The sequence below is a fragment of the Streptomyces sp. SID12501 genome (genome assembly GCF_010550245.1).
GTDB lineage: Bacteria > Actinomycetota > Actinomycetes > Streptomycetales > Streptomycetaceae > Streptomyces.
This window is the reverse complement of record NZ_JAAGLU010000001.1, coordinates 47,899-66,921: the sequence shown is the minus strand read 5'-3', so window position 1 is coordinate 66,921 and position 19,023 is coordinate 47,899. Positions and strand designations below refer to the sequence as shown.

Genomic DNA, 19,023 nt, shown 5'->3' with positions numbered 1-19,023 from the left:
TCAGCCGAAGGTCAGTACCGGCTTGATCGTCTTGCCCGCGCCCATGTCCCGTACCGCCTGGTCGATGTCCGCGAACGGGTAGGTGCTGATCAGGCGGTCCACCGGGAGCCGGCCGGCCTTCACCAGTTCCACGAGGGCCGGGATGAAGGTCTGCGTCTCGGCGTCGCCCAGGGTGAGGCCCACGACACGCTTGCCGGGGAGCAACCCGTTGACGTCCAGGGCGACTTCGGTGCCGAAGGGCGGGGCGCCTACCACGACGAGCGTGCCGCGCTGGGCGAGCGCGTCGACGCCCTGGCGCAGGACGGCGACGTTGCCGGTGGTCTCGACGACACCGTCGGCACCCTGGCCACCGGTGATCTTCGCGACGGCCTCGCCGAGGTCGGCCTCGCCCGCGTTGATCGTGTGGGTGGCGCCCAACTCCCGCGCCAGTGAAAGACGTTCACCGACCCTGTCCACGGCGATGATCCTGGTCGCCGGGGTCAGCGCGGCGGCCATGACCGCGGAAAGGCCCACGGCTCCGGCGCCGAGGACGAGGACCGTGCTGCCCATGCCCGGCTTCAGCACGTTCCAGACGGCGCCGACACCCGTCTGCACACCGCAGCCCAGCGGGGCGATGGACTCCAGCGGTACGTCCGGGTCGACCTTGACCAGGCTGCGCTGATCGACCAACGCCCGTTCGGCGAAAGAGGACTGGCCGAAGAAGTGGCCACCCAGCTCCGTGCCGTCACGGCTGATCGTGGCGGTGCCGTCGGCCCGCCGGCCCCCGAGGAGGTTCAGCGGCAGCCAGGCCACACAGTAAGCGGGGTGCCCGTCACGGCAGTTGCGGCAGCCGCCGCAGGAGGTGAAGGACAGGACGACGTGGTCGCCGGGCGCGATGCCGGTGACGGCCGAACCGACCGCCTCGACGACGCCGGCGCCCTCGTGCCCCAGAACTCCGGGCAGGGGGAAGGGCAGTCCGCCGCTCGCCACACCGAGGTCCGTGTGGCACAGGCCTGCCGCGACCAGGCGTACGAGCGCCTCGGTGGGCGCGGGCTCGGCCAGTTCGACATCGGCGAGGGTGAAGGGCGCACCGCCGGACTCGACGACAGCGGCGCGGGTGGAGATGGACATCGTGAACTCCCTTACGGGCATACGGGCATACGGGCATACGGACTGACGAGTTGGCGAGTGGCGTGTGGCGAGTTGGGTGATCGCGGAGCGCCCTCAGTCGAGCGAGACGACGATGGACTTGACCTTGGTGTACGCGGCGAGCGCTTCGGGGCCGTACTCGCGGCCGAAGCCGGAGTCCTTCACACCGCCGAAGGGGATCGCGGGGTCCAGCATCGCCCAGTCGTTGATCCAGACGATGCCCGCCTGGAGCCGGCCCGCGACCCGGTGGGCGCGGGCCAGGTTGGTGGTCTGGACACCCGAAGCCAGGCCGTACGGCGTGGAGTTGGCGAGTTGGACCGCCTCGTCCTCGGAGTCGAAGGGCTGGACGGTGAGGACCGGGCCGAAGATCTCCTCCTGGACGACCCGGGAGTCGTTGGCCAGGTCGGCGATCACCGTCGGCTTGTAGTAGTAGCCGCCGTCCAGGTCGAGCCGCTCGCCCCCGCAGACGATCCGCGCACCTTCCTTGCGGGCCAGCGCCACGTACTCCTCGACCTTGCGCAGGTGCTTCTCCCCCGCCATCGGCCCGACCACGGTCTCGGGCTGCCGGGGGTCGCCGACCGGCACCCCGGGCACCGCGTCGGCGAGGATGCCGATCAGGGTCTCGTACACGGCGCGCGCGACCAGCAGTCGCGGGCCGCCCATGCAGAACTGGCCGGTGTTGAAGACGAAGCCCTTGATGACCGCGCCGACCGCCTTCTCCACGTCGGCGTCGTCGAAGACGATGTGCGCCGCGTTGCCGCCCAGCTCCATGGTGACCGGCTTGAGCGCCTCGCCCGCGGCGCTCGCCACATGGCGGCCGATCGCCGTGGAGCCGGTGAAGGCGATCTTGTCGACGCCGTTGTGCCGCAGCAGCGCCTCGCCTGCCACCGGGCCGGTGCCGGTGACGACGTTGACGACGCCGTCCGGGACACCCGCCTCCTGGAACAGCCTGGCCATGTAGAGGGCGCTGAGCGGGGTCTCGTCGGCGGGCTTGTGCACCACCGTGTTGCCCGCGGCCAGCGCCGGGCCCAGCTTCGAACCGGCAAGGATCAGCGGGAAGTTGAAGGGTGTGATCGCGGCGACGACGCCGATGGCCTCGCGCTTGGTGTACGCGAGGGCGTTGTGGACCGTCTCGCGGGTCGCGCCGTCGAGGGAGAAGGCGAGGGCGGCGAAGTACTCGTAGTCGTTGGCCGCGTTCGTGACGTCGACGGCGTGGCACAGGCTGATCGGCTTGCCCACGTCGAGGCTCTCCAGCTGGGCGATCTCGTCCGCGTTCTCCCGGATCAGCTGGGCGACCCGGTTCAGGATCCGGCCGCGCTCGCGTCCGGTCGTCGCGGCCCACGGGCCGTTGTCGAAGGCCTCCCGCGCGGCACGCACGGCCGCGTCCACGTCGGCCGCCGACGCCTCCGCGACGGTCGTGACGACCGTACCCCTGGACGGGTCGACCACCTCGGTACGTGCTCCGTCGGCCGCCTCACGCCACTGTCCTCCGACGAACAGTCGCCCGGGTTCGATCTCGAAGGTGGTCATCACCACTCCTCAGCCTCATTGCCAAGATTTCAATCAACAGGATTCCTGTTGGTTGGCAGTCTGATTACGGACAGGTTTCCTGTCAATGCTCTAATCTGAATCCATGGTCAGCACCAAGGCACCCCCCTCACTGCTCTACATGGTCAAGCAGGTGGAGCTCGTAGTGCGCTCCCATCTGGACGAGCTGGTCAGACCGGCTGGGATCACTGCGCTCCAGTACACCTCGCTCACCGTCCTGGAGCGACACGACGGCCTCTCCGCGGCCCAGCTGGCCCGTGACTCGTTCGTCACCGCACAGTCCATCGCCGATCTCGTCCGGTCCCTGGAGAACCGGGGACTCGTGCGCCGGGAGCGCAATCCGCGCAATCGCAGGGAGCTGCTGATCCTGCTGACCGACGCCGGCCGCGAACTGCTCGACCGCTTCACCGAGCCCGTACGGGAGCTGGAGGAGCGGATGATCCGCGACCTCACGTCGCACCAGGCGGACCAGCTCCGGCAGGCTCTCTCCAAGGCCTGGCACGCCCTGTCGTAGCCCCGCCTCACGGCTCACGGAAAGACGTGTGCGAGACACGCTTCAATTTCGAAGACATATGTCAATCGAACATGCTCAAATTCACTCCAACGAGGGTAACTTGCAGGGCGGGACACTCAGTTGCGCTCATCTGGGCCCGGCAGTACGTCTACGCTCACGGCACGACGTCACCCCGGCCCCCGGTGACCGGCTGGTTCCGCCATCACAACAGTCGGTTGGAGGCGATGTCGTCGTGCAGCAGGATCCTCCACCACCCACCCGGTATCTGCGTGTCCACCAGGACCGCGGCCACACGGTCCTGGAGTTCCACGGCGAGATCGACATCGCCGCGGCCGTCGAGATCATCCCGCACCTGGACGCGGCGACCGGCCATCCGGACGCCCGGGTCGTGATCGACCTGACGGATGTCGAGTTCTTCGACTGCTCGGGGCTGCGCCTGCTGTACCGGGCCCGGCACCGGGTGCTCGCCCATGACGGCAGCCTCCACCTGGTCTGCACGCACCCGCTCACGCTGCGCGTCCTCAAGGTCACCGGCCTGGCCAAGGTGCTCCCGCCTGCGGCGTCCCTGGACGCGGCTCTGGAGCTGCCCGAGACCACGTCCGGCACGTTATGACCCGCACCTGACCCGCACCGACCACGGCATGGAACGGCTACTTCAGGATCTTCGTGACCTGACCCGCGCCCACCGTCCGGCCGCCCTCCCGGATGGCGAACTTCAGCCCCTCCTCCATGGCGATCGGCTGGACCAGCTGCACACGCATGGTGGTGTTGTCGCCCGGCATGACCATCTCGGTACCCTTCGGCAGGGTCACCACCCCGGTCACATCCGTCGTCCGGAAGTAGAACTGGGGACGGTAGTTGTCGAAGAACGGCGTGTGCCGGCCGCCCTCGTCCTTCGACAGGATGTACGACCTCGCCTCGAACTCCGTGTGCGGAGTGACCGATCCCGGCTTGATGACGACCTGGCCGCGCTGGACGTCCTCCCGTTTCACCCCGCGCAGCAACAGCCCCACGTTCTCCCCCGCCCGGCCCTCGTCGAGGAGCTTGCGGAACATCTCGATACCGGTGACGACTGTCTTCGTCCGCTGCTCGTGGATGCCGATGATCTCGACCTCGTGGTTGACGTGCAGCACTCCACGTTCGATCCGGCCGGTGACGACCGTGCCGCGGCCGGTGATGGTGAACACGTCCTCGATCGGCATCAGGAACGGCCGGTCCACGTCCCGCACCGGCTCGGGCACCGCCGCGTCGACGGCGTCGAGGAGTTCGAGCACCGAGGCGCTCCACCGCGGGTCGCCCTCCAGGGCCCTGAGCGCGGAGACCTTGACGACCGGGGCGTCGTCGCCCGGGAACTCGTAGTCGGTGAGCAGTTCCCGCACTTCCAGCTCGACGAGTTCGAGGATCTCCTCGTCGTCCACCATGTCCGCCTTGTTGAGCGCGACCACGATGTACGGGACGCCCACCTGCCGGGCCAGCAGCACATGTTCCTTGGTCTGCGGCATCGGCCCGTCGGTGGCCGCGACGACGAGGATCGCGCCGTCCATCTGCGCTGCGCCCGTGATCATGTTCTTGATGTAGTCGGCGTGCCCGGGGCAGTCCACGTGCGCGTAGTGCCGGCGCTCGGTCTGGTACTCGACATGGGCGATGGAGATGGTGATGCCCCGCTGCCGCTCCTCGGGTGCCTTGTCGATCTGGTCGAACGGCGTGTACGGGTTCAGGTTCGGGAACCGGTCGTGCAGCACCCTGGTGATCGCCGCCGTGAGCGTCGTCTTGCCGTGGTCGATGTGCCCGATGGTGCCGATGTTGACGTGGGGTTTGGTCCGCTCGAACTTCGCCTTGGCCACTGCGAGCCCTCCTGATCACCTCGGGTGACGCGGGGCGTTCCTCCGCTCGACCTCGTACGGGGTCGTCCTTCCTGTCTATTAGGTTCCCGGTGCGTCGAACAGGGCGCTGACCGACTCACCGTTGTGAATGCGACGCACGGCCTCGGCGAGCGCCGGGGCGATCGACAGCACCCGCAGTTTCTCGGTGCGCTCCTCCTCCGGGATCGGAACCGTGTTGGTGCACACGATCTCCAGCACGTCCGGCTGCTCGCTCAGCCGCTTGAGCGCGCCCGCCGCGAACAGCCCGTGGGTGCAGGCGACCCGGATGGACCGTGGCTCCAACTCCCTGAGCCGTTCGAGGAGTTCGAGGACCGTACTGCCCTTGGCGATCTCGTCGTCCAGCACGATGACGTCCCGCCCGGTGACCTTGCCGATCACGGAGCTGATGCTCACCCGGTCGTCCGCGAACCGCTGTTTGGCCCCGGCGGCCACCTCGGCGCCGATCAGCCGGGCGAAGTGCGCGGCCTCCTTGGCGTTGCCGAGGTCCGGCGACACGACCGTCGTACGGGACAGGTCGTACTGGCGGAAGTGCTCGGCGAGCTCGCGCAGGGCGTGCAGATGGTCGACCGGGACCGAGAAGAAGCCGTGGACCTGCGGGGAGTGCAGGGTCATCGCGAGGACGCGGCTCGCGCCGGCCGCCACCAGCAGGTCCGCGACCAGGCGTCCGCCGAGCGAGATGCGGGGCATGTCCTTCTTGTCGGAGCGGGCGTACGCGTAGTGCGGCATGACGACCGAAATCCGCCCCGCCGACGCCCCGCGTGCCGCGTCGCACATCATCAGCAGCTCGACGAGGTGTTCCTGGACCGGCGTGACCAGTGGCTGGATCAGGAAGACGTCCCGTTCACGGCAGTTGGCCTGGAGCTGGACCTCCAGGCAGTCGTTGGCGAACCGGCTGACCTGGGTGGGCCGCAGGGGCACTCCCAGGTGCTCGCAGACCTCGGCGGCCAGTTCGGGGTGGGCACTACCGCTGAACACGGCGATGTCTCGCACGATCTGCTCCTAGCATGATCATTCCGGTCGGCCGGTGCCCATGCTACTGACCTTCCCGGTCCGCCACCGGCCGGGATATTCGGTTGCGGTCGGCCGCCGGGGCTGCGTCATGATGGCCACGGCCGAATCTCCCCGACCTCAGGAGCACCGAATGCGCCGATTCCTCGGAACCCTCCGCCCATGCCGGATCACCGTTCCCGAGGACTCGACCACCCATGCGCACCTTGCAGACCCCGCACACCCCGCACACCCTGAACATCGGGATTCTGGCCCACGTCGACGCCGGTAAGACCAGTCTCACCGAGCGGCTGCTGTTCGACTCGGGCGCGATCGAACGGCTCGGCAGCGTCGACGCCGGTGACACCCGGACGGACGACGGCGCGATCGAGCGGCAGCGCGGGATCACCATCCGCTCGGCGGTCGCCGCGTTCACGGCCGGTGACACCCAGATCAACCTCATCGACACCCCGGGGCACTCCGACTTCATCGCCGAGGTCGAACGCGCCCTGGAGGTCCTGGACGGCGCGGTGCTGCTGCTGTCCGCCGTGGAGGGTGTCCAGGCGCAGACGCGCGTGCTGATGAGGACGCTGCGGCGGCTGCGGCTGCCCACACTGGTCTTCGTCAACAAGATCGACCGTGCGGGCGCCCGGTCCGAGGCCCTGCTCGCGGACGTCCGCCGCCGCCTGACCCCGCACATCGTCCCGCTCACCGACGTCGACGGCGTCGGCACTCCGGCCGCCCGCACCCGGCCCCGCCTCCTCATGGCCGCGGCCTCGGCGGAGGCGATCGCGGACGTCGACCCGGGCATTCTCGCGGCGCTCGTGGACGGCCCCGCGCCGACCCCGGACGAGCTGGACAAGGCCCTGGCCGCCCGCACGGCCGACGGCTCGCTCCACCCGGTCCTCTTCGGCTCCGCACTGGGCGGCCAGGGTGTACCCGAACTCGTCGAGGCCCTGACCTGGCTGGTCCCCCGGCCCGCCCCGACCTGCGCGGACGTGCCCCCACGCGGCACGGTGTTCGCCGTACGCCCCGCACCGGACGGCGGGCGGACGGCGTATCTGCGGCTGTACGAGGGTGAGGTGACGGAGCGTCAGCGGCTGACGTTTCTGCGCCGTGAGGCCGACGGCCGGACCAGCGAGGTCCCCGGCCGGGTCACCGGTCTTGAGGTGATCGGCCGCCGTGGCCCGCTCACCGCCGGGAACATCGGCGCCCTGACCGGTCTCGGAGCCGTCCGGGTCGGCGACCGCCTCGGCGAACTCACCGCCCGAGCACCGCAGTTCGCGCCTCCGACTCTGGAGACCCTGGTCCGGGCCCGCCGACCGGAGCAGTCGTCGCGCCTTCGCTCGGCCCTGCTGACCCTGGCCGACCAGGACCCGCTGACCCACGCCCGGCCCGCGGCCGACGGAAGTACCGCGCTGTTGCTCTACGGCGAGGTGCAGAAGGAGGTCCTCGCCGCCACTCTCGCCCAGGACTTCGGCGTCGACGCCGAGTTCGAGCCGAGCCGCGTCCGGTTCCTGGAGCGGCCCGCGGGTACCGGCGAGGCGTCCGAGGAGAACCCGTGGCTGGACCGCGCCCGCTGCTTCGCGACGGTCGGGCTGCGCGTCGAGCCGGGCACGCTCGGCTCGGGCGCCGTGTTCACGTACGAGACCGAACTCGGCGCTCTCCCCCGCGCGTTCCACCAGGCGATCGAGGACTCCGTCCACGCCGGCCTGCTGGCCGGGCCGCACGAGTGGCCGGTCACGGACTGCCGGGTCGTCCTCGTCCGCTCCGGGTTCGTCGGGCCGCTCAGCACCGCCGCGGACTTCCGGGCGCTCACTCCGGTGGTACTGCGCCGCGCCCTGGAGCGGGCCGGGACGCGGGTGTACGAGCCGTACCACGCCTTCGAGTTGGAGATCCCGACGAGCGCGCTGGCGCCGGTGACCGGTCTGCTCGCGTCCCTCGGCGCGGAGTTCGGCCGGACCACGGGTGGCGGCACCCTCTGGCACCTCACCGGTGAACTGGCCGCGCGGCGGGTGCGCGAGGCTGAGCTGCGGTTGCCGGGGCTGACGCACGGCGAGGGGGTGTGGTGGTCACGCGTGTCGGGCGACCGCGCGCTCCGGTAGGCCTCCCTCAATTCTCAATTGTTGCGATACGTCAACAGGACGGTCTGCCAGGGCATTTGGCGGGCATGCGGTTCAGTACGTAGGAAGAAGGAGGTCCGTCGCCATGACGACGCCCATCAAGGCCGTGCGACGCATGCCCCTCTGGGCCAAGGTGCTCAGTGGCGTGGTGCTGGTGTTCGCGCTGCTGCTGGCCGGGCTCCGGCTGGCGGTGCTGCCGGGGCTGGGGGACATCTTCGGCGAGGAGACACACGACCGTTCAGGACCCGCGCTCCTCGAATCCATCCAGGACATGAGCCGTTACGAAGCGGCGTCCGGCAACTTCCAGATCGTGGTGGACCTGGAGAAGGACACCAAGTACCTGCCCGACGCGATCAAGGGCACCCGTGTGCTCTACGTGGGTGCCGGCACGGTCGACGCCTATGTCGACCTCGGCAAGCTCGCCAAGAACGACGTGACGGTCAACAAGAACCGCACTTCCGCGACGCTCCGGCTGCCCCACGCGGCACTCGGCAAGCCCGCGCTGGACCCCGACCGCTCCTATGCGGTCTCCAAGCAGCGCGGAATCTTCGACCGGATCACCGACCTCTTCTCCGACAACCCCAACGACGAGCAGGCCGTCCAGAAGCTGGCGGCCCGGCACATCGGCGACGCGGCGAAGGAGAGCGAACTGACCGTGCGTGCCGAGCAGAACACGACCGCCATGCTCAAGGGTCTGCTCGGCTCCCTCGGCTTCACGGACGTGAAGGTGACGTACGGGACCTGAGGGAAGCCGGCCTGCCCGGGTCCTGGGATCCGGGCAGGCCGGAGCGGCATTCTCGGCCTGTTCGGGGGTAGCTGCCGTTGCACGGGGATCAGTTGAAGACCGGAGGACGTTGATGGCCCGATCAGCTCCGCGCACCCTCGCCGCGCGCCTGCGCCCGGCGAAGGCCGAGAGCAAGCCGCCCAAGATCACACCAAAGGCCGCACGCGAGTCACCACCGAAATCCACGCCCAAGTCGTCGAAGGTGTCGTCGGGGTTCTCGTCGAAGATCTCGTCGAAGATCCGGAGGGCCCCGAAGGCCGTCCCGAAGCCGCCGCCCGAGCAGGCTCCGCCGAAGCGTCGGCCGTTCGCCTTCCTGGCCCGGGTGCTGACGATTCTGTGCGCCTTCGTGTTCATGGTGGCGTTCGCCGTGGTCCTGGCCCGGCTGACCCTGGAGCCGTCTCCCGCGTCCGTGGCGCTGACCCACACCAACCTCCATCCGGGCCGCTCGCTGCGCGCCTACCTCGACCAGCCCGAAATGCGGGACGCCATCCGGCAGATCGGCGGAAACCTGCTGCTCGGAGTGCCCTTCGGCATCCTGATGCCCGTCATCGCGCCCCGGACCCGGGGAGTTCTGCGGGTGGTGTTCCTGACCGCGATCGTCATGCTCATGGTCGAGGTTGCCCAGGGCGCGATGATCACCGGCCGCGCCTTCGACGTCGACGACGTCATCCTCAACACCACGGGCGCGCTGATCGGTTACCTGCTCCTCGGCCGTCGGCTCAGCCGAGCGGTGCACGCACCCAAACGGCAGCGGGCGTAGCCCGGAGGCGAGCCGGCCCGCCGGGGCCGGCTACCTCGACCTCGTCCAGGTGAGTTTGTCGCCGCCGACCCAGCGGACCGTGTCCGGATCGTCGAGATCATGAACCGTGATGCCGGCCGAGGCGGCGACCCTCAGCACATCGGTGAGCGTCCGCGCCGCTCCGGCCACCTCACCGTCGATCTCCACGATCCGGAACGGCGGGACGCCCGGCTGTACCCCGAGCACCATGATCCGCGGATGGGACATGTAGGGGCTCGCTATTTCGGTCATGCATCGAGCGTAGAGCGAATCCGGCCATCACGTACCGGCCACGGGCGGTTCCGGAACGGTCACCTCCGCCTCTCCGTGGTGCGGATCCGCCGAGCCCGCGCGACGCTGGAGGCGGAGGTGACGACGGTCATGGCGATGGATCCCGTCGAGGCGCTGGACCGGATCGCCTTTCTGCTGGAGCGCTCCCTGGCGCCGACGTATCGCGTACGTGCGTTCCGTACGGCGATCGACGTGCTGGCGACGCTGCCCCCGGACGAGATACGGCAGCGGGCCGACACCGGCACGCTGGAGTCGCTCAAGGGCATCGGCCCGAAGACCGCGCAGGTGGTGCGGGAGGCGCTCGCCGGGCAGGTGCCCGACTACCTGGAGAAGCTGGAGCGCGAGCAGGGAGTGACCCCGCCTCTCCGGGACGGGGAGCGACTGCGGGCGCTGCTGCGCGGGGACTGCCATCTGCACTCCGACTGGTCGGACGGCGGCAGCCCGGTCGAGGAGATGGGCCGCACCGCGGCGCGGCTCGGGCACGAGTGGGCCGTGCTCACCGATCACTCCCCGCGTCTGACGGTGGCGCACGGCCTGTCCGCAGAGCGGTTGCGCGAGCAGTTGGCCCTGGTCGGGGAACTCAACGCGACCTGGGCGCCGTTCAGGCTGCTCACCGGTATCGAGTGCGACATCCTCGACGACGGCTCCCTGGATCAGGACCCGGAGCTTCTGGACCTGCTGGACGTCGTGGTGGTGTCCGTGCACTCCAAGCTGCGCATGGACGCGCGCGCGATGACCCGCCGGATGGTCGCCGCCGTACGCGATCCGCACGCGGACGTGCTCGGGCACTGCACCGGCCGGCTGCTCGTCGGGCCGGAGCCCCGGGGTGGCGGTGGCGGGCGGGGCAAGCGGGGCGGGGGGCGCGAGCGGCCCGAGTCGGAGTTCGACGCGGAGGCGGTGTTCGCCGCCTGTGCCGAGACGGGCACGGCCGTGGAGATCAACAGCCGACCGGAGCGACTCGACCCGCCACGCAGGCTGCTGCGGCAGGCCGTGACGGCGGGCGTGCTGTTCGCTATCGACACCGACGCGCACGCGCCCGGCCAGCTGGACTGGCAGATCCACGGCTGCGCCCGCGCCGAGGAGTGCGGCGTACCGGCCGAGCGGGTGGTCACGACCTGGCCGGTGGACGACCTGCTGGCCTGGACGCGCGAGCGCCGACTGCCACCGCCCCTCGCGGAGGGCGTCGGCCACCGTGGTGTCGGCCATCAGGATGATCTCACTCATGGCACGAGCATCTCCCGCCCGCCACCACGGTGAGCACCTAGTACGGGCGGTGCGCGGTCCGGAGATCGTCCAACGCGCCCGTCAGCGCGGGCCCCACCACCTCCCGCGTCCACTTCACGCGTTCCTCCCCCACAGCCCGTGGCACCGTCTCGGTCAGCATGATCAGGTACAGGTAGGCGCGGTACAGAGCAAGCCGGCAACTGGTCGCCTCGTCGAACTCGACGCGCCCGCCCGCTTCCCGATAACCCCTCAGAAACGCCTCGTCGCCCCTGATGTCCCCCAGCAGAGCCAGTGACACGAAGTCGGCCACCGGGTCGCCCCAGAACATGCGCTCACCGTCGATGAGACCGCCGATCCGGGGCGTCCCCGCCGAACGGTCGACCAGGATGTTCCCCTGCCAGAGATCGAAGTGGACCAGTCGGGGAACGGTGACCTCGTCAAGGGCGTCGTACGCGCCCCGGACGGTACGGGTCACCTCGTCCACCGGAACCGGGAGCCAGGCGTCGTAGCGGACGGCGTCGTCGAGCACGGCGTCGAGCATCCCCGTGAAGGCCGTACGCCAGTCGGGGGCGAGGGGGCCCAGGGCACCGGAGGGGTAGCCGAAGGCGGGCCCGGTGACCTCGTGCAGACGGGCCACCAGGCCGCCCAGCTCGCCTCTCAGGAGCGCCTGCTCGGCGCCGGTCGTGGAGTCGTCCCACGGATCGCCCGGGCAGGCGGTCATCAGCAGGTGCCCGTCCCCGAGGGCCACGACACTCGGCGCCGGTACGCCGACTGGAGCGGCGGCTCGGTAGAACTCCGCCTCGGAGAGCAGTAGTTGGGACTCGTGGCGCAGCCCCGGCACCGTTTTCGGCGGCGGGACCTTCAGGACGAACCTGTCGCCGTCGACCAGCCGGAGTTCCTCGACGGTGTTGTACGTCCCGCCGGTGAGCGGACGGCAGTCCGCGAGGCGGTCCGGGGGCAGCCCCGCCGATACGAGGGCCTGTCTGGCCCGCTCCCACGAATCGGTCACCGTCCGCGCCTCCCCTGCCTCGACCAGCCGGCGCCCGCACTCTGCGTACGGCCCCGGAACAGGGTACGGAACGGGACGCCGGCCGTGCCCGCCCGCGCAGGACAGAACCGGGGTGCGGGGGAAACCAGTGCCGTGGCAGGCAACGTTCGCCCGTGAAGGAGCGGCGTCCGGTGCGTGCTCTCGGCGTGCCGGCCGGAGGCCCTCGTACTGGACGTACTTGGGACTTCGGCCGGTGCGGCGAGAGTGCGTGCCGGGCGTCGCGACGGGGCGAACGTTGCCTGTCGCGGCACTAGGCCGTGCAGGCGGTCCCCGCGCCCTCGGGGGCGCCGAACCGGGCGAGGCAGTGCCACACCATCTTCAGGTGCTGGAGTTCATGGCGCCCGGTGCGAGCCGCGTCGCCGATGATCCGTGGGTCGAGACGGCCGTCCTCGGCGATCCGGGCGCCCAGTTCGGTGTACTCGGGCCCCCGGTAGTCGGCGTAGCGGCGCAACTCCCCCACGGAGAGCCGGTATCCGGGGTGCCATTCGAGCGGTACGGGCAGGGTGCGGGCCGCCTTCTCCACCGGGGTGCCGCGATAGCTCGCGTCGAGGACCAGCGCCTCGACGTCCCGGGCGAGCGCGACCGGGCCGTGCACCTGGGCCTCGATGTAGTCGTCGAGCGCATCCCGCGTGTCCGCCTCGGCGAGGGCGACGAGGGACATGCCGGCGGCGACCCCGAAGTGGTCGGGTTCCGCCGCGCTGTCCGGGTAGCAGAAGGTGGCCCGCGCGAGGGCGGCGCCGGTCAGCCTGAAGTGCGACGAGCCGAACCTCGGTGCGGCGCCCACGACTTGGCGGCGGAAGTTCAACGCGCCGTACACCGGACGCTGTTGGGCGGGCGCGCTGTCGTACACCCCGGCGAACATCCGGCTCTCCCAGCGCCAGCGGTCCCCGCCGGGACGGGCGGTGAGCCCGCCGTTGCTGGCACCGGTGACGAACTGTGAGCGGTAGAAGCCGTCCTGCGCCAGCGCCCGCAGCAGGGGCAGTTCACGGACCGTCCGGTCGGGGTGGAAGTTCAGGGTCACCCTGAGGTCCGGGGGCACGGCCGGGCCGGCGGAGAGGGCTGCGACATGACGGAGAGCCTTCGTGTGCGCGGAATCGGGGTCGTCCACCATGAGTACCAGGAGATCACCCGAAGGCCCCGAAGATCCACAATTTTTTGGTCAACGCGGGAAACTCGCTGATCACGTGAGGAATGCCTCCCTCCGCATGTCGCGCGCCCGGGGACCTGGGTGAGTACGCTCGGTCCGTTTGCGGGAAGGGAGGCGCGCGCATGCGAGTGGTACCCGGTGAGTGGACGGCGTCCGTCGTCCGGTTCGTGCGAAAGCGCCGCGAGCCCGTGGTCGTGCAGTCCCTGCGGTCGGCGGCAGCCGCGACGATCGCATACGTCGTCGCGCTCCGCTTCAGTCCCGAGGCAGCACCGCTCACCGCCCCGCTGACCGCGCTCCTGGTCGTCCAGGTCACCCTCTACGCCACCATCACCACCGGCATCCGCCGGGTGAACTCCGTGGTCGCCGGGGTGGTCATCGCGATCGGCTTCAGTGTGCTGGTGGGCCTGACGTGGTGGAGCCTCGGGCTGATCATCCTGGCCTCGCTGGCGGTCGGGCATCTGGTGCGGGTCAGCGAGTTCGTGCCCGAGGTGGCGATCAGCGCGATGCTGGTGCTGGGCGTCACGCGGGTCGGGGACACGGCCTGGGCGCGGGTCCTGGAGACCGTGATCGGCGCGGCCGTCGGGCTCGCCTTCAACCTGCTGCTCGCCCCACCGGTGTGGGTGGACGCGGCCGGCGAGTCCATCGAGGACCTGGCGCGCCGGGTACGGCAGTTGATGCTGCGCATGGGTGAGGAGGCCGCCGGCCGCACCCCCGTGGACCATGCGACCGCCCGGCTGCACGAGGCCCGCCGGCTCGACCACGACATCGTCGAGGTGGACGCGGCCCTGAAGCAGGCCGAGGACAGTCTGCGGCTCAACCCGCGCGTCCGGGAGGGCCTGTTGCACCGGGTGGTGCTGCGCACCGGCCTGGACACCCTGGAGATCTGCACGGTCGTCCTGCGCGTCCTCGCCCGCAGCCTCACCGACCTGGCCAAGGAACGCGAGCCGGAGCGGCTGTTCGCCCCGGAGACGGGCGCCGCGCTGGAGCGGCTGCTGGCCGAGATCGCCGATGCCGTGGTCAGTTTCGCGGTTCTCGTCACCACCGACGTCAGTGTCAGCGCCGAGTCGGCGGAGACCCGGCTCGCCACCGAACTCCGGGCCGCGACAGCCACCCGCGACAAGCTGGCCCAGCTGCTTCTCGCGGAGATCCAGCAGGACGCGGGACAGTGGCAGCTGCACGGTGCCGTCCTGACCGAGGTCAACCGCATCCTCGACGAGCTGGACACCGAGCACCGCTCACGGCGGCTGCTGGAGGAACTGGACCGCTGCACCCGTGAGGAGCGGGAGCGGATGCCCTGGCTCACCCGGCTGCGGACGTACATGAAGCATGTGCCCGTGCCGGGCAGGAACCACAAGGCGGTGTCACGTCGTTCTATGTGACGAGGTCACATGAGAAGTCACATGAACAGAACGACTGGCACCGACTGGGATTGAGGGGGCTGCGCATGGGCGACTCCGGTATGCGGATCGACGGAAACACACTCAGGCTGCCGGGCGGTGTGGCCGTACGGTTCATCCGCACCCTCCGACTGCCGGAGACCGGCACGCATCCGCTGCCGCCGGGGCTCGGCGAGTTCCCGGTCCGCCGGGTCGCCGACTACGCCGACACGGTGCCTGAGGCCTGGCGGGCGCGCGGTGGGGTGCTGCTGCCGGTGTATCTGCGCGAGGCGATGTGGCTGAGCTTCGGGGGCACGACGCAGCCCGCCGCGTTGCAGGTGGGCGTGGGCAAGGTGTGCGCGGTGTCGGGCGAGCCGTGGAGCGACCGGCTGTCCGGGAAGCCGCAGAACTACGTGGTGCTGCCGCGTCAGCCCTGGCTGGACGGCATCAACTCGGGCAAGGGCACGGTCCGCCAGTTCGTGGCGGTGCCGCTCGGGCTGGGCGCGACCGTCGAGGGCCAGGTCACCGGCGAGGAGGTGTGGGGCGGCGTACAGCTCCAGTCGTTCCCGCTGACCGACGCGGAACTGGCGAAGTGGCGCGAGGAGGAGCGACGGGCGGAGCAGGCGCGGGCGGCGATCACTTCGACCGGGGGTTACGGCGGGGCCGTACCCATGGCCCCCATGGCGATGGGTAGCCCGCCGGCGCCCGGTGGCGCGGCGGGCCCGCAGCGGTCGGGGGCGGCGATGGGTCTCGGAGTCGGCGGTTCCATGCGTCAGGAGGTCTACCGGGACGACCGGCCGCTCACTGCATGGTCCGAGCACCCTGCCGGACGTGTGTTCGTGCACCTCGTGACGCCGCCCGAGTGGCGGCGCATCACCGGCGAGGCGCCGCCCCCGTCGCCCGTGGACCGAGCGGCGTACACGCGGGCCGGCCTGCCCTGGTTCGACTACTTCGACCAGGACGCCCAGGACCTCGCCCCCACGGACCCCCTGACGGCCGTGAACCCGGTCGGCGACTGGCTCGGCGACGACCACGAACCCTGGCAGGCACCGTCGCCCGGGCAGGTGAAGCCGCTGCCGGGGAAGCAGGTGGAGGACGGGGACTGGTAAGCCCTCAGCCCCCTGGCGGCGTTGCAGCGTCCGCGACATGCGTTGCGAGCCGTTCGCGTCACCCGTCGTCGTCCGTGCGCTGCCGCTGCAGCGCGCGGGGGCAGGAGGCGGCGCTGGCCCGGGTGAGCAGGATGTGCATGCGCTCGGTGAGCTGCGAGACGGTGTCCGCGGGCTGGTGGAACGTCAGCCGTACGTCGCCGTGGGTGCGGGCCCGCTCGATACGCAGGGTGAGTCCGTGCCGGTCGACGGCGATCGGCTGGACCTTGACGGCGCCGTGCAGGCTGTCCGGCTCGACCAGGCGGGTGAGGCGCTCGACGGCGTCGCCGTGGCAGTCGGCGAGATGGGTCAGCAGTCCCGCCTCGGCCATGGCCAGCGGGTCGGGCGCGGCGGCGGCGAACTCGTCGAGGTCCACGACGGTGGCACCGGAGGTCTGGCGCAGCACCACACGCGTCGGCCGGAACGCGAGCCGCTCTCCCTCGACGGAGAACCAGCCGGCCATCCACAGCCGGGCGCGGATGCGGTTGCGTACGGGGACGGGCGAGACGTCGGCGAACTCCAGCACGGCCGACGGCTCGCCGCGCGGGGCGCATACGGCGGCCGCGAGCAGCGTGCTGTCCGCCGGTACGTCCAGGACCACCCGGCCGTCCTCGCCGACGGTGTGCGCGCCGACGAACTCCTCGCGCCCGCCGTCCGCGGTCACCGCGCAGGACCACGCGGCCGCGAGCACCGAACGCGCGCGTTCCGCCGCTGCGGGCGCGGCCGTCCAGGTCTGACTGTCACCCATCCCGATCTCCTTAGGTAAGCCTTGCCTAACCTATCGAAGATCCGGGCGTACGCCAACCACCTGCCGCAAGGAGGCCGACCGCGAACCGGCCGCTCAGGGCGCGAGGGTGCCGAGCAACGACCGCGCGCACAGGTCCCGTACCTGCTGCCGGGACAGGTCCGAGCCGCGCAGCCACTCCAGACACACCGCGGTCGTGAACGCCAGCCAGCCGCGGACGGCGAGCCGCAGTTCGGGCCGCTCCCCCGACAGCCGCCCGAACTCCGGGTCCGCCGACAGCGCCGCGAGGATCTGCCGCTCCTGCGCGGCCAGCGCCCGCTGATAGACCTTCCGCACGGCCTGGTCGCCGGACGCGTCGGCACGATGGAAGGCGCGATAGCCGTGCGCGTGCTCCTCGACATACGCGAGAAAGGCGTCGAGGTTCGCGTCCAGCTGCTCCCGTGCGGGAACGCCCGGCACGGTGGCCGTCATCCGCAGCATGCGCTCGCTCTCGCGCTCCACGACCGCAGCGAAGAAGTCCCGCTTGGTCGGAAAGTAGTGGTAGAGCAGCCCGCGCGAGACACCGGCGATCTCGGCGACCTGCTCGATCCACACGTCGTCGTACGGGCTCTCCGAGAACAGGCGCGCACCGACCGCGAGGAGCTGCTCCCGGCGCTCCTCGGTGCTGAGCCGGCGACGCGTGCGCGCACCCTCTTTCGCGGCCATGCCCGCACTTTACTTGACGCCGATTCAATAGCGGGATCAGACTGACCTCGCTATTGAATCCACGTACAACAGCATCAACACGCCCCTGCATCAAGGGAGATGGCGTCATGACCGAGACGGCTGCCCGGACCGCTCCGTCCAGGGGATTCCGCAGTGCCGAGCTGGGCTGGCCGGAGCTGCACCGGATCCCGCGACCGCCGCACCGGATCCCGCTGCTCGGCGACCTGGTCGGCGTCAGTGCCCGTACTCCCCTCCAGGACTCGATGCGCATCGGGCTGCCCCTGGGGCCGATCTTCCGGCGCAGGGCGTTCGGCAAAGAGATCGTGTTCGTGTGGGGCGCGGATCTCACCGCCGATCTGGCGGACGAGTCACGCTTCGCCAAGCATGTGGGCCTCGGGGTGGCCAACCTGCGCCCGATCGCCGGGGACGGACTGTTCACCGCGTACAACGACGAGCCCAACTGGCAGTTGGCGCACGACGTTCTCGCCCCCGGTTTCAGCCGCGAGGCGATGGCCGGCTACCACCCGATGATGCTGGCCGTGGCCGAGCGGCTCACCGACCACTGGGACCGGGAACTGACGGCGGGCCGTGCGGTGGACGTGCCTGGCGACATGACGAAGCTGACCCTGGAGACGATCGCGCGCACCGGCTTCGGGCACGACTTCGGCTCCTTCGAACGCGACCGCCCGCACCCCTTCGTGACCGCGATGGTGGGCAATCTGAACCACGCGCAGACTCTGAACATCGTCCCCGCGCCGCTCGCCCCGCTGCTGCTGCGCCGGGCCACGCGCCGCAACGAGGCGGCCATGGCGTACCTGAACCGCACGGTCGACGACCTCGTGCAGGCCCGCCGGGCGTCGGACGGCGCGGGCCGCGGCAGCGGCGACCTTCTCGACCGCATGCTCGACACCGCCCACCCGGAGACCGGCGAACGCCTCGCGCCGGAGAACGTGCGCCGGCAGGTCCTCACCTTCCTCATCGCGGGCCACGAGACGACGTCCGGCGCGCTCTCCTTCGCCCTGCACTACCTCTCCCGGCACCCGGAGGTCGCCGACCGTGCCCGCGCCGAGGTGGACCGCGTCTGGGGCGGGGCGGCCGTCCCCGGCTACGACCAGGTCGCCAAACTGCGGTACGTGCGCCGGGTGCTCGACGAGTCGCTGCGGCTGTGGCCGACGGCGCCCGGCTTCGCCCGCGAGGCCCGTCACGACACGGTGCTCGGCGGCGAGCATCCCATGCGCGAAGGCGCCTGGACGCTGGTACTCGCTCCGCTGCTGCACCGCGACCCGGCCGTCTGGGGCGCCGACGCCGACCGTTTCGACCCGGACCGATTCGACGCGGCAGCCGTACGCGCCCGTTCCGCACACGCGTTCAAGCCCTGGGGCACCGGGGCCCGGGCGTGCATCGGCCGCCAGTTCGCCCTGCACGAGGCGACACTCGTCCTCGGCCTGCTCCTGCGCCGCTACGACCTGAAGCCCGACCCGGACTACCGGCTGCGGGTGGCGGAACGCCTGACGGTGATACCGGAGGGACTGCGGCTGCATCTCGAACGCCGTTCCCCCGGACCGGAGTTGGCGGCTGCCTGAACCGTCACCTCACA

General features: G+C 70.7%; 18 protein-coding genes. 9 read left to right on the top strand and 9 right to left on the bottom strand.

What is annotated here, in order from left to right; translation table 11 throughout:
• Together G3I71_RS00320 and G3I71_RS00315 are read right to left on the bottom strand one after the other, a co-directional pair.
• The gene (locus tag G3I71_RS00320; protein ID WP_164311804.1) at positions 1-1,110 is read right to left on the bottom strand and encodes an NAD(P)-dependent alcohol dehydrogenase; all 1,110 of its coding nucleotides are present in this window, start codon (positions 1,108-1,110) and stop codon (positions 1-3) included.
• 93 nt (positions 1,111-1,203) lie between these two features.
• Positions 1,204-2,658 carry an aldehyde dehydrogenase gene (locus tag G3I71_RS00315; protein ID WP_164311803.1) on the bottom strand — a complete coding sequence of 485 codons (1,455 nt, stop codon included), beginning with the start codon at positions 2,656-2,658 and terminating at the stop codon, positions 1,204-1,206.
• A 103-nt stretch (positions 2,659-2,761) separates the two neighbouring features.
• Here G3I71_RS00315 and G3I71_RS00310 point away from each other — a divergent pair, with 103 nt between their 5' ends.
• Both G3I71_RS00310 and G3I71_RS00305 read left to right on the top strand, forming a co-directional pair.
• Positions 2,762-3,190, top strand: coding sequence for a MarR family winged helix-turn-helix transcriptional regulator (locus tag G3I71_RS00310; RefSeq protein ID WP_164311802.1), 429 nt, complete (start codon positions 2,762-2,764; stop codon positions 3,188-3,190).
• 232 nt (positions 3,191-3,422) lie between these two features.
• Positions 3,423-3,803 carry an anti-sigma factor antagonist gene (locus tag G3I71_RS00305; protein ID WP_164311801.1) on the top strand — a complete coding sequence of 127 codons (381 nt, stop codon included), beginning with the start codon at positions 3,423-3,425 and terminating at the stop codon, positions 3,801-3,803.
• 37 nt (positions 3,804-3,840) lie between these two features.
• Here the strand turns inward: G3I71_RS00305 and tuf are convergent, their stop codons facing one another.
• Together tuf and G3I71_RS00295 are read right to left on the bottom strand one after the other, a co-directional pair.
• Positions 3,841-5,034, bottom strand: coding sequence for an elongation factor Tu (gene tuf / locus G3I71_RS00300; protein ID WP_164311800.1), 1,194 nt, complete (start codon positions 5,032-5,034; stop codon positions 3,841-3,843).
• A 78-nt stretch (positions 5,035-5,112) separates the two neighbouring features.
• Positions 5,113-6,063 (bottom strand): ribose-phosphate pyrophosphokinase, encoded by a 951-nt coding sequence (locus G3I71_RS00295; protein ID WP_164311799.1) that lies wholly within the window; start codon positions 6,061-6,063, stop codon positions 5,113-5,115.
• 215 nt (positions 6,064-6,278) lie between these two features.
• On the opposite strand from G3I71_RS00295, the gene otr(A) reads away from it, so the two are divergent.
• The 3 genes from otr(A) to G3I71_RS00280 all read left to right on the top strand — a co-directional run bounded on the left by otr(A) (position 6,279) and on the right by G3I71_RS00280 (position 9,727).
• Positions 6,279-8,165 (top strand): tetracycline resistance ribosomal protection protein Otr(A), encoded by a 1,887-nt coding sequence (otr(A), locus tag G3I71_RS00290; RefSeq protein WP_164311798.1) that lies wholly within the window; start codon positions 6,279-6,281, stop codon positions 8,163-8,165.
• 103 nt (positions 8,166-8,268) lie between these two features.
• Positions 8,269-8,928: a DUF4230 domain-containing protein gene (locus G3I71_RS00285; protein ID WP_164311797.1), complete on the top strand. Its 660-nt coding sequence runs from the start codon at positions 8,269-8,271 to the stop codon at positions 8,926-8,928.
• 112 nt (positions 8,929-9,040) lie between these two features.
• Complete coding sequence (locus G3I71_RS00280; protein WP_164311796.1) at positions 9,041-9,727, top strand: VanZ family protein; 687 nt, start codon at positions 9,041-9,043, stop codon at positions 9,725-9,727.
• Positions 9,728-9,757: 30 nt separating this feature from the next.
• On the opposite strand, the gene G3I71_RS00275 is transcribed toward G3I71_RS00280, so the two are convergent.
• Positions 9,758-9,997 (bottom strand): hypothetical protein, encoded by a 240-nt coding sequence (locus G3I71_RS00275; protein ID WP_164311795.1) that lies wholly within the window; start codon positions 9,995-9,997, stop codon positions 9,758-9,760.
• 135 nt (positions 9,998-10,132) lie between these two features.
• Here G3I71_RS00275 and G3I71_RS00270 point away from each other — a divergent pair, with 135 nt between their 5' ends.
• Positions 10,133-11,293, top strand: a complete 1,161-nt coding sequence (locus G3I71_RS00270) for a PHP domain-containing protein (RefSeq protein WP_239148777.1) — start codon at positions 10,133-10,135, stop codon at positions 11,291-11,293.
• Between the two features lie 4 nt (positions 11,294-11,297).
• Here the strand turns inward: G3I71_RS00270 and G3I71_RS00265 are convergent, their stop codons facing one another.
• Both G3I71_RS00265 and G3I71_RS00255 read right to left on the bottom strand, forming a co-directional pair.
• On the bottom strand, positions 11,298-12,269 hold the full coding sequence (locus G3I71_RS00265; protein WP_164311794.1) for an aminoglycoside phosphotransferase family protein: 972 nt from the start codon (positions 12,267-12,269) through the stop codon (positions 11,298-11,300).
• Positions 12,270-12,558: 289 nt separating this feature from the next.
• Complete coding sequence (locus G3I71_RS00255; RefSeq protein WP_164311793.1) at positions 12,559-13,419, bottom strand: DUF3626 domain-containing protein; 861 nt, start codon at positions 13,417-13,419, stop codon at positions 12,559-12,561.
• Positions 13,420-13,577: 158 nt separating this feature from the next.
• Here G3I71_RS00255 and G3I71_RS00250 point away from each other — a divergent pair, with 158 nt between their 5' ends.
• Together G3I71_RS00250 and G3I71_RS00245 are read left to right on the top strand one after the other, a co-directional pair.
• Positions 13,578-14,834 carry an aromatic acid exporter family protein gene (locus G3I71_RS00250; RefSeq protein ID WP_164311792.1) on the top strand — a complete coding sequence of 419 codons (1,257 nt, stop codon included), beginning with the start codon at positions 13,578-13,580 and terminating at the stop codon, positions 14,832-14,834.
• Positions 14,835-14,899: 65 nt separating this feature from the next.
• Entirely contained in the window at positions 14,900-15,940 is a 1,041-nt protein-coding gene (locus G3I71_RS00245; RefSeq protein ID WP_164311791.1) for a hypothetical protein, read from the top strand.
• 58 nt (positions 15,941-15,998) lie between these two features.
• Here the strand turns inward: G3I71_RS00245 and G3I71_RS00240 are convergent, their stop codons facing one another.
• Together G3I71_RS00240 and G3I71_RS00235 are read right to left on the bottom strand one after the other, a co-directional pair.
• Entirely contained in the window at positions 15,999-16,724 is a 726-nt protein-coding gene (locus G3I71_RS00240; RefSeq protein WP_164311790.1) for a DUF2470 domain-containing protein, read from the bottom strand.
• Positions 16,725-16,817: 93 nt separating this feature from the next.
• A complete protein-coding gene (locus G3I71_RS00235; protein WP_164311789.1) occupies positions 16,818-17,426 on the bottom strand; it encodes a TetR/AcrR family transcriptional regulator in 609 nt (202 codons plus the stop codon).
• A gap of 107 nt (positions 17,427-17,533) precedes the next feature.
• Here G3I71_RS00235 and G3I71_RS00230 point away from each other — a divergent pair, with 107 nt between their 5' ends.
• Complete coding sequence (locus G3I71_RS00230; RefSeq protein WP_164311788.1) at positions 17,534-19,009, top strand: cytochrome P450; 1,476 nt, start codon at positions 17,534-17,536, stop codon at positions 19,007-19,009.
• The last annotated feature ends 14 nt before the right edge of the window (positions 19,010-19,023 follow it).

What these genes read in the sequence shown, in the direction of transcription:
- G3I71_RS00320 (WP_164311804.1), bottom strand. Translation starts at nt 1,110, where the DNA reads ATGTCCATCTCCACCCGCGCCGCTGTCGTCGAGTCCGGCGGTGCGCCC.
- G3I71_RS00315 (WP_164311803.1), bottom strand. Translation starts at nt 2,658, where the DNA reads ATGACCACCTTCGAGATCGAACCCGGGCGACTGTTCGTCGGAGGACAG.
- G3I71_RS00310 (WP_164311802.1), top strand. Translation starts at nt 2,762, where the DNA reads ATGGTCAGCACCAAGGCACCCCCCTCACTGCTCTACATGGTCAAGCAG.
- G3I71_RS00285 (WP_164311797.1), top strand. Translation starts at nt 8,269, where the DNA reads ATGACGACGCCCATCAAGGCCGTGCGACGCATGCCCCTCTGGGCCAAG.
- G3I71_RS00280 (WP_164311796.1), top strand. Translation starts at nt 9,041, where the DNA reads ATGGCCCGATCAGCTCCGCGCACCCTCGCCGCGCGCCTGCGCCCGGCG.
- G3I71_RS00275 (WP_164311795.1), bottom strand. Translation starts at nt 9,997, where the DNA reads ATGACCGAAATAGCGAGCCCCTACATGTCCCATCCGCGGATCATGGTG.
- G3I71_RS00270 (WP_239148777.1), top strand. Translation starts at nt 10,133, where the DNA reads ATGGATCCCGTCGAGGCGCTGGACCGGATCGCCTTTCTGCTGGAGCGC.
- G3I71_RS00255 (WP_164311793.1), bottom strand. Translation starts at nt 13,419, where the DNA reads ATGGTGGACGACCCCGATTCCGCGCACACGAAGGCTCTCCGTCATGTC.
- G3I71_RS00250 (WP_164311792.1), top strand. Translation starts at nt 13,578, where the DNA reads ATGCGAGTGGTACCCGGTGAGTGGACGGCGTCCGTCGTCCGGTTCGTG.
- G3I71_RS00245 (WP_164311791.1), top strand. Translation starts at nt 14,900, where the DNA reads ATGGGCGACTCCGGTATGCGGATCGACGGAAACACACTCAGGCTGCCG.
- G3I71_RS00240 (WP_164311790.1), bottom strand. Translation starts at nt 16,724, where the DNA reads ATGGGTGACAGTCAGACCTGGACGGCCGCGCCCGCAGCGGCGGAACGC.
- G3I71_RS00235 (WP_164311789.1), bottom strand. Translation starts at nt 17,426, where the DNA reads ATGGCCGCGAAAGAGGGTGCGCGCACGCGTCGCCGGCTCAGCACCGAG.
- G3I71_RS00230 (WP_164311788.1), top strand. Translation starts at nt 17,534, where the DNA reads ATGACCGAGACGGCTGCCCGGACCGCTCCGTCCAGGGGATTCCGCAGT.